Source organism: Niallia sp. M35 (assembly GCF_050971705.1).
Classification (GTDB): Bacteria; Bacillota; Bacilli; order Bacillales; family Cytobacillaceae; genus Niallia; species Niallia circulans_A.
Window position 1 is genome coordinate 1 of record NZ_JBPCEP010000052.1, and the last position, 671, is coordinate 671.

1 protein-coding gene is annotated in these 671 nt (G+C 42.8%); it reads left to right on the forward strand.

What is annotated here, in order from left to right; genetic code table 11:
- The coding region (locus tag NiCM35_RS26645) for a hypothetical protein (RefSeq protein ID WP_433780909.1) at positions 1-671 on the forward strand (671 nt) is incomplete at both ends.

The following is a 671-nucleotide window of genomic DNA, read 5'->3' on the forward strand; positions in this document are numbered from 1 at the left end:
TATCGGTCCCCCAGCCTTCTATTTAGTCTGTTTGACGATACAGATCTGGAAGAAAGAGAGCGAAGCAGATATAATAAACAACAGCTGGAAAGCATTCGAAATGATATGGAATCTGTTCAATCCAAGTTAAAAAATAAAATGGAAGAGCTGTGGGATCTCTATGAGTCAAAAGTAAAAAAGTATGAAAACACAGATGATGAATATGCAAACAAGGCCTCTCAGGTCAAGGATCGCTATACAACCTTCTCTGAAAAGGTAAGCGATGTGATTTCTGTAACAGCAGAGGGAGCTTGGGATTTTGTAAAGGGGCTCGCAGTAGCGATTTATGAGATAGCCAAAGGCCTTATTACGCTTGTGATCGATGCTGGAATCGTAGCCGCATCAGGAATCATTCCAGATTCTATAGAGCCGGATTTTCTAAAAAAAGCTTCTACGAAAAGGATAGAGAGTGCTACAGAAACGCTCGATGCGATTATACACGATCCCGCAATCGTCCTTGAATCGATGGCGCAGTCTATAACAGACACCGCTGAAAAAGAAGGGATCATGTATGTATCGGGAAGTGCAGCCACTTCCTTTATCCCATACGCCGGCCAAGCCAAATACCTTAAGCTGTTAAAAGGAGAAAAAAGTATCAATAAAGCCAGCGGAACCCGCTCAGTCGTTTCACG